The 7,684-nt window shown below is 71.4% G+C and carries 8 protein-coding genes; 3 read left to right on the top strand and 5 right to left on the bottom strand.

Going from position 1 to position 7,684, the window contains the following annotated elements; genetic code table 11:
* The first annotated feature begins 183 nt into the window (after nt 1–183).
* Both ACZ53K_RS20665 and ACZ53K_RS20660 read left to right on the top strand, forming a co-directional pair.
* Nucleotides 184–1,005, top strand: a complete 822-nt coding sequence (locus ACZ53K_RS20665) for a glycerophosphodiester phosphodiesterase family protein (protein WP_468838418.1) — start codon at nt 184–186, stop codon at nt 1,003–1,005.
* Between the two features lie 391 nt (nt 1,006–1,396).
* Complete coding sequence (locus tag ACZ53K_RS20660; protein ID WP_031000331.1) at nt 1,397–1,780, top strand: RNA polymerase-binding protein RbpA; 384 nt, start codon at nt 1,397–1,399, stop codon at nt 1,778–1,780.
* Nucleotides 1,781–2,219: 439 nt separating this feature from the next.
* On the opposite strand, the gene fxsA is transcribed toward ACZ53K_RS20660, so the two are convergent.
* Entirely contained in the window at nt 2,220–2,801 is a 582-nt protein-coding gene (gene fxsA, locus ACZ53K_RS20655) for an FxsA family membrane protein (RefSeq protein WP_468838415.1), read from the bottom strand.
* Between the two features lie 58 nt (nt 2,802–2,859).
* Nucleotides 2,860–3,228 (bottom strand): VOC family protein, encoded by a 369-nt coding sequence (locus ACZ53K_RS20650; RefSeq protein ID WP_468838412.1) that lies wholly within the window; start codon nt 3,226–3,228, stop codon nt 2,860–2,862.
* Between the two features lie 156 nt (nt 3,229–3,384).
* Between ACZ53K_RS20650 and ACZ53K_RS20645 the strand changes: the two genes are divergently transcribed.
* Entirely contained in the window at nt 3,385–3,630 is a 246-nt protein-coding gene (locus ACZ53K_RS20645) for a hypothetical protein (protein ID WP_468838409.1), read from the top strand.
* Between the two features lie 89 nt (nt 3,631–3,719).
* On the opposite strand, the gene ACZ53K_RS20640 is transcribed toward ACZ53K_RS20645, so the two are convergent.
* The 3 genes from ACZ53K_RS20640 to lnt form a co-directional block, all read right to left on the bottom strand.
* Entirely contained in the window at nt 3,720–4,685 is a 966-nt protein-coding gene (locus tag ACZ53K_RS20640) for an LLM class F420-dependent oxidoreductase (RefSeq protein ID WP_468838406.1), read from the bottom strand.
* 144 nt (nt 4,686–4,829) lie between these two features.
* Entirely contained in the window at nt 4,830–5,585 is a 756-nt protein-coding gene (locus tag ACZ53K_RS20635; RefSeq protein ID WP_468838403.1) for a polyprenol monophosphomannose synthase, read from the bottom strand.
* Nucleotides 5,582–7,243: an apolipoprotein N-acyltransferase gene (lnt, locus tag ACZ53K_RS20630; protein WP_468838401.1), complete on the bottom strand. Its 1,662-nt coding sequence runs from the start codon at nt 7,241–7,243 to the stop codon at nt 5,582–5,584. Before lnt ends, ACZ53K_RS20635 begins: the two co-directional genes overlap by 4 nt.
* Nucleotides 7,244–7,684: the final 441 nt, after the last annotated feature.

Raw genomic sequence — 7,684 nt, 5'->3', positions numbered from 1 at the left:
CCACCCCCCAGGTCATGCCTTCGACAGGGGGCAACAGCCATGCCGGGCCCGGAGGCCAGCAGCCCCATTGCAGAGCCGCGAAGAACATAACGGGGCGGCGGACGCAGCACGGCTCCGGCGGCCGGCCGCGCCCGTGGCCGGTTGCCGACGGGCCGCCCGTCCGCCCTGTATATCCTCTGGCCAATGCGCTCCCAGCAGTTGACCACCCGCGGGTTCCCCGTACGGCACCCCTACCTCGACCACCCGGCGCCGCTCGCCTTCGCCCACCGGGGCGGTGCCGCGGACGGGCTGGAGAACACCGCCGCCGCCTTCCGGCGCGCGGTGGCCCTCGGCTACCGCTACCTGGAGACCGATGTGCACGCCACGTCGGACGGCCGGCTCGTGGCCTTCCACGACGCGACGCTGGACCGGGTCACCGACATGGGCGGCGCGATCGGCCGGCTTCCCTGGCGGGCCGTCCGCCGGGCGCGGGTGGCGGGCCGGGAGCCGCTGTCGCTCTTCGAAGAGCTGCTGGAGGAGTTCCCGCAGGCCCGCTGGAACGTCGACATCAAGGCGGAGGCGGCGCTGCGGCCGCTGCTGGACCTGCTGCGCCGTACGGACGCCTGGGACCGGGTGTGTGTCGGGTCGTTCTCGGAGGCCCGGGTCGCGCGGGCCCAGCGGCTGGCCGGGCCGCGCATGGCGACCTCGCTCGGGACGCGTGGCGTGCTGGGGCTGCGGATGCGCTCGTACGGCCGGAACGTACCCCTGGACCGGCTGCTGGGGGCGGCGGTCCGGCGCAACGCGGTGTGCGTACAGGTGCCGGAGCGGCAGTCCGGCATCCGCGTGGTGGATCCGCTGCTGATCCGGGCCGCGCACGCGTGGCGTTTGCAGGTGCATGTGTGGACCGTGAATGATCCGCGGCGGATGGCGGACCTGCTGGATCTCGGGGTGGACGGGATCATGACCGATGACATCGGCGCCCTGCGAAAGGTGCTGACCGCCCGGGAAGCGTGGCCCGCGGCATGATGTCCGCAGCCTGGGAGGGGCGGCTCGCCCCGTCCTGACGAGCCGTTACCGGAGTGCGGTGGTCGCGCCGAGGGGGACCCTGATTTCGGCATGGGGGCCGCGGGCCGGTAGTGTACGCCTTTGGCTCACCAGGCGGACCGTTACTGCGCGCTGAACTGTAGAAAGCGCTGGGTGACATCTGCTGCCAGATGTGACAAACCGGGCATTGGTGGGTACAACAAGGGGCGGCACGAAGGAAGGCAGCGGCGCGCAGCGCCTCCATCAGGCGGTGGTGGGCGACGGGTGGGCACATCTCCCGGTGACGGGAATCTTCACCGCCGACCGGACGTTGACCGGATGACGACGACAGCGACACCTGTCCTGTGGGCGACAAGCCCGGGAGGCACGATTCATGAGTGAGCGAGCTCTTCGCGGCACGCGACTTGTGGTGACCAGCTACGAGACCGACCGCGGCATCGACCTGGCCCCGCGCCAGGCGGTGGAGTACGCATGCCAGAACGGACATCGATTCGAGATGCCGTTCTCGGTAGAGGCCGAGATTCCATCCGAGTGGGAGTGCAAGGTATGTGGTGCACAAGCCCTCCTGGTGGATGGCGATGGCCCCGAGGAAAAGAAGGGCAAGCCCGCGCGTACGCACTGGGACATGCTCATGGAGCGGCGCACCCGCGAGGAGCTGGAGGAGGTGCTGGCCGAAAGGCTGGCCGTCCTGCGCTCCGGCACCATGAACATTGCCGTGCATCCGCGCGACAACAACAACAATCGCAAGTCCGCCTGACGAACGGACGCGCGAACGGGCCGGGGCCACTGCACCACGCAGTGGCCCCGGCCCGTTTCCGTACCCGCGCACGCCCGTCCACAGGCCCTCGGTGTGCGTCAGGTCACCCTCCACCTGCGGAATCATCCGCGGGGCCCACACGCTGTAACGGGTGCGGGTGCCGGTGGGACAGTGTCCCCGGGCCTCACCATTCGCCCGTGGGGACGATCGTTCGGCTGAAGCCCCACGGAGCCTTTCGCCGAGAGGCGACCGCCACCGGTACCCGCACCCATGGACAGCCCCGGCCAGTACCCCCGACTGGCCGGGGCTTTTTTTGGGTTCCGCAGACACCCTCACCCCCTCACCGCTACCAGGCGTCACGGCTCGCACACCGGGCGTGCGCCGACTCGGCCAATCCGCCCTGTCCTACCTTCAGTTACGAGGTACGGCAGCGCGGCGCTCAGCGCGTCAGCGGCGGGTCCTCACGACGCGGTGCGGGCCCCTCGTCCTCCCGTACGACCTCACCCTGCACGACCTTGCCGTCCGGCTGATGCATACGGGCCTGCTGGAAGGCGTCTCCGAGCGATCCCGGCGTATAGCGTGCCTGGCGGGACAGGAGGCGCTCAGCGCGGCGGTGGAGCAGTTTGCGGGTGGGCGGGAAGAGGCAGAGCAGCCCGGCGACGTCGGAGGCCAGGCCGGGGAACATCAGCAGCAGCCCACCGAGCATGGGCAGTGTGTTCCCGCTGCCCGACGACGTCCGCTCCCCCGGCTTCGGGGAGGTCTCGGGGTCCCCGCCCGCCTGCATGGCCTTGGTGAGGTTCTTCCAGGCCCGCCGGCCGGCCCGCTTGATCACGTAACCGCCGGCGACCACGCCCGCGAGGAGCAGCAGAAGCACCGTCAGGCCGCCCGCGGCGTCGGCGACCAGGGTCAGCAGCCAGATCTCCAGGACCAGCCAGGCGGCGATGCCCAAGGGGATGAACCGGCGGGCGCGCGAGCGCTTGGGCGGGCGGGAGCTGGGCGGCGGCGTGGCTGCGAACGTCATGGTTCAAGTGTGCCTGGCCCCGGCCTCCGCGCCCGCCCGCGGGTCGCCTCACGGCGCCTTACGCGCCGGTGAAGACGATCAAGCAGAATTCGTTGCCCTCGGGGTCGGCGAGCACCGTGGTCGGACAGCCCGCGTCGTCGAACGGGCCGCGCAGGACGCGCGCGCCGAGGCCCACCACCCGGCTGAGTCCGGGCTCCATGGCGGGCACCCGCAGATCGAGGTGCATCCGGTTCTTGCCCTGCTTGGGTTCCGGTACCTGCTGGAGCAGCAGTTCCGGGCCGCGTCCCTCCGGGTCCGTCAGGGCCGTGTACGGCGGTGTGGTGCGCGTGATCCGGTATCCGAGGACCTCGCTCCAGAACTCCGCCAGCACCGCCCGGTCGGCGCAGTCCAGCACCATGACCAGGTCCGTCCGTGCCACCGCTGCCATCTCCGTCTCCTCCCGCTCGTACTCCTGGCGGGCCCGTACGGATGCGTGCCTCTGCCCCTCCGTACGGTCCCGATCGCCCCGGGACGCATGTGGCCGCGCCCGTCGGGCACCCGTACCGGACACCCTTCCCCGTCCCTCTCACAAGGAGGCCACGCGATGGACAAGCGCAGCGAGACACCGGAGCAGGGCGGCAGCGCCATCCCCCGGGACCTGCCGGACCAGCAGGCGGACCCGGAGGGCGCGCCGGACCCGTGGGAGGGCCGCAGCCCGGACGACGGGGACGACCGCTCGGAGCACACGGACGTGCCCGACACCGACGTCTCCGGCACGGGCCGCCGTGGCGCGCCGCACGACCGCGACGCGCAGGCCGACGATCCGACCCCGGACGAGCCCGCCGACTGATGCGGCGGGTCCGTGCGCCGGGTGGCACGCCCCCTCCCGTGCCGCCCGGGAGCCCCGCGGTCACCGGTTCCGCGGGGCTCCCGGCATGCTCACAGCTCCCGCAGCGCGGGCAGCAGCTTCTTCCCGGCCCAGTCGAAGAACTCGCGCTGGTGGTCGCCGCCGACCTGGACCACGGCGACCTCCGTGAAGCCGGCTTCCGCGTACGGGCGCACCGCCTCGACGAAGTCGTCCACGTTGTCGCCGCAGGGGATCGTCTCCGCCACGTCCTCCGGCCGTACGAACTGGGTGGCCCCGGCGAATCCGGCCGGGTCCGGCAGCTCGGAGTTGACCTTCCAGCCGCCGGCGAACCAGCGGAACTGGTCATGGGCGCGCTTCACGGCGGCGTCCCGGTCTGGGTCGTAGCAGATGGGCAGCTGGCCGACCCGCGGCTTGCCCTTGCCGCCGTGCTTCTCGAAGGAGCTGATCAGGTCGCCCTTGGGCTCGGTCGCGATGACCAGGTCGCCGAGGCGGCCGGCGATCTCGCAGGACCGCTCCCCCGAGACGGCCACGCCGATGGGCGGGGCCTCGTCGGGCAGGTCCCACAGCTTGGCGGAGTCCACGTCGAAGTGGTTGCCGTGGTAGCTGACGGTGCCGCCTTCGAAGAGCGCCCGGATGATCTCCAGGGCCTCGGTGAACATCTCGTGCCGGGTGGTCTTGCCCGGCCAGCCGTGTCCCACGACGTGTTCGTTGAGGTTCTCGCCCGAGCCCACGCCCAGCCGGAAGCGGCCGCCGGAGAGCAGCTGCATGGTCGCGGCCTTCTGCGCGACGACCGCCGGGTGGTAGCGCACCGTCGGGCAGGTCACGTACGTCATCAGCGGGATGCGGGAGGTGGCCTGCGCCGCGGCGCCCAGGACGCTCCAGGCGTACGGAGCGTGCCCCTGGGACTCCAGCCAGGGCGCGTAGTGGTCGGAGGTCACCGAGAAGTCGAAGCCGGTTTCCTCGGCCCGGACGACGTGGTCGACGAGATCACGCGGGCCGGCTTGCTCAGTCATCATCGTGTAGCCGATTTGCACCATATGGCGCGAGTTTCCCGATCATGCGACCGCAAAACGCCGACCTTGCGACGAGGACCGGCCGGGCCGGGAAGACTCCGCCCGACCGGCCTAGCGTTGCTCCCGCGAACGCTCAGATCCCGCACCCGGCCCCGGCGGCCGGTCCGCTCAGCGCCCGCGCAGCTTGTTGACCCGGGACCCGACACCCCAGCCGGTGACCCGCCACAGGGCCTCCACGACGATGTCCTTGCTCATCTTGCTGTCGCCGCGCTCGCGCTCGACGAAGGTGATGGGGACCTCGACGACGTGGAAGCCGCTCTCGACGGCACGGCGGGCCAGGTCGACCTGGAAGCAGTAGCCCTGCGAGGAGACCTCGTCCAGGCCCAGCCCCTCCAGGGTCTCCTTGCGGAAGGCCCGGTAGCCGCCGGTGACGTCGCGCAACGGCACGTCCAGCATGGCCCGGCAGTACGTGCTGCCGCCACGGGAGAGGTACTCGCGGTGCTTGGGCCAGTTCACCACCCGGCCGCCGGGCACCCAGCGGGAGCCGAGCACGAGGTCGGCACCCTTGAGGGCGGTGAGCAGCCGGGGCAGTTCCTCGGGGCGGTGCGAGCCGTCCGCGTCCATCTCCACCAGGACGCCGAAGCCGTGCTCGATGCCCCACTCGAAGCCCGCCAGATAGGCGGCGCCGAGCCCTTCCTTGCCCTTGCGGTGCAGCACCCGGACGTGGTCGTCCACCGCCGCCAGCTCGTCGGCGACCTTGCCCGTGCCGTCCGGGCTGTTGTCGTCCGCGACGAGGATGTGTGCCTCGGGCACGGAGGTCCGTACCCGCGAGACGATCGGCTTGATGTTCTCCGCCTCGTTATAGGTCGGAATGATCACCAAGGTGGTCCCGAGCGGACCGTACTTCCGCTGACCGTCTGTCACTGCTGCCCCTTCTCGTCCTTCGTACGCCCGCGCCGGCCGATGACTGTCGCGGCCACGCAGGACAGAAGTCCCACGATAGCGAGCGCCCACTCGGGAATGGCACCGACGCGGTCGGCCACGGTCTTTTCGTCACGCAGAGGCAGGCTCGCCTGCAGCACCCCTTGGGTGAACTCCGGGATCTCGTGGGTGACCGTACCGTCCGGGGCCACCACCGCGCTGATCCCACTGGTGGCCGCCGTGACGACGGCACGGCCGTGTTCCACGGCGCGCAGCTTGGACATGGCCAGCTGCTGCTCGGGCTGCCCGGTGCGGCCGTAGGTGGCGTTGTTGGTCTGCACGACGAGGGCGCGGGCGCCCGCGTTCACGGTGTCGTGGACGATCTCGTCGTAGGCGACCTCGAAGCAGATGACGTCGCCGAGCCGGGCGGGCCCGACGTCGAGCACGCCGGTGTGGTCACCGGGGTAGAAGTCGCGCGGCACCCGCTGGAACCGTGTGATGATCTTGCTGAGCTGCTCCCGGAACGGCACGTACTCGCCGAACGGCACCGGGTGCTGCTTGGTGTACGAGGCGCCGGGGCCCTTCTTCGGGTCCCAGACGATGCCCTGGTTGAAGACATAGCCCGGTTTGTCCGGGTGGTTGACGAGGGCGCCGACGAGGACCGGCACACCGATCGCCTTGACCGCCTCGTCGATACGGTCGTACGCCTGCGGATAGCGGAACGGGTCCAGGTCGGAGGCGTTCTCCGGCCAGATCACCAGGTCCGGCTTCTTCGCCCGGCCCGCCTTCACGTCGGCGGCCAGCTTCTCCGTGGCCGTGGCGTGGTTGTCCAGGATCTGCATCGGGCGGCCGAGGAAGTCCATGCCGGGCCGCTGCACGTTGCCCTGGACGATGGCGATGTTCACATGATCGTCCGCGTCGGTGTGCACCGGTACGAGGAGCCCGGACACCGTGACCGCGGCGGCCAGGCCGACGGCCTCCACGGCGGGCAGGACCGCCCGTACCGACCTGCCCGGCCCGCGGCGCAGCCGCCACAGGACGACGGCCGCCGCGGCCAGCAGGGCGCCGCTGAGGGCGACCGCGAAGGTCACCAGCGGCGCGCCGCCCAGGGCCGCGAGCGGGGTGAAGAGCGAGCCGGTGTTGGCGAAGGCGAGCCGTCCCCACGGGAAGCCGCCGAAGGGCACGCGGTCGCGGGCCCACTCCTCGGTGGCCCACAGACAGGCGGCCCACACCGGCGCGTACTTGACGCGGGAGGTGACGGCGAGCCCGGCCCCGAGCAGGGCCATGTACAGGGCCTGTACGAGGGCCAGCCCGAACACCGCGTCCCAGCCGACGACATGGAGCCACTTCAGCAGCAGGAAGAAGAACGGCAGCCCGAAGGCGAAACCCGTCCAGGCGCCCTGACGGGCCGTCCGGCCGCGGGTGAGCAGACCGAGGGCCGCGACACCGACGAGGGACAGCGGCCACAGGTCGTACGGCGGGAAGGCCAGCGCGAGCGCGATGCCGCTCAGGACGGCGATTCCCGTACGCGGTGCCTCGCGGCGGACCAGCGCCGCGAACCGGCGACCGCGCCCGGGAACGGCTGGTGGTGTGGTGTCGGAGCCCGATGGCACGGTCGCGGCCTTCCTTGCAGGTCGTGCGGTGGTGTGCAGACCGTACATCGGGCTTGTGCGATTGCGGACCGGGGGTCGCGGAAGGTATAACGTGCGCCGCCCGTGGCACGGCGGGGCGGAACGGCACCGCCGCGCGGTGCGGATCGGGGCCCGGCACCCTTCGGGCCGACCTGGGACCCGCTGGCTGCGGGTCGACCGAAAGCCGTTGTCTACTGAGCAACCGGGCCCCACCCGGGTCGCACCTTCCCCCTCGCTCTTGACGAGCGGGGAGGGACCCCCATCCAGCCGAAACCTTTCCGTCGTCCCCGTGCCGCAGATGCTGGACCTGGCTCCCAGTGGCGGTGTGCCGGTGCGGCTCACCGTCCCATGGCCCAGCTGCGTTCGACGACTGCGCGGAGGTCTCCCGGTCGGACGTCCTGTGGTGGACTCGGCCGAACCTACCGGCCGCCGACCGTCTGCTGTCAACAGTTGCCCGGACCGCGTGGTTTT

This window comes from Streptomyces sp. NPDC033221, assembly GCF_055577005.1.
The sequence above is the reverse complement of the archived record's forward strand: the minus strand, read 5'-3'. Positions and strand labels throughout refer to the sequence as shown.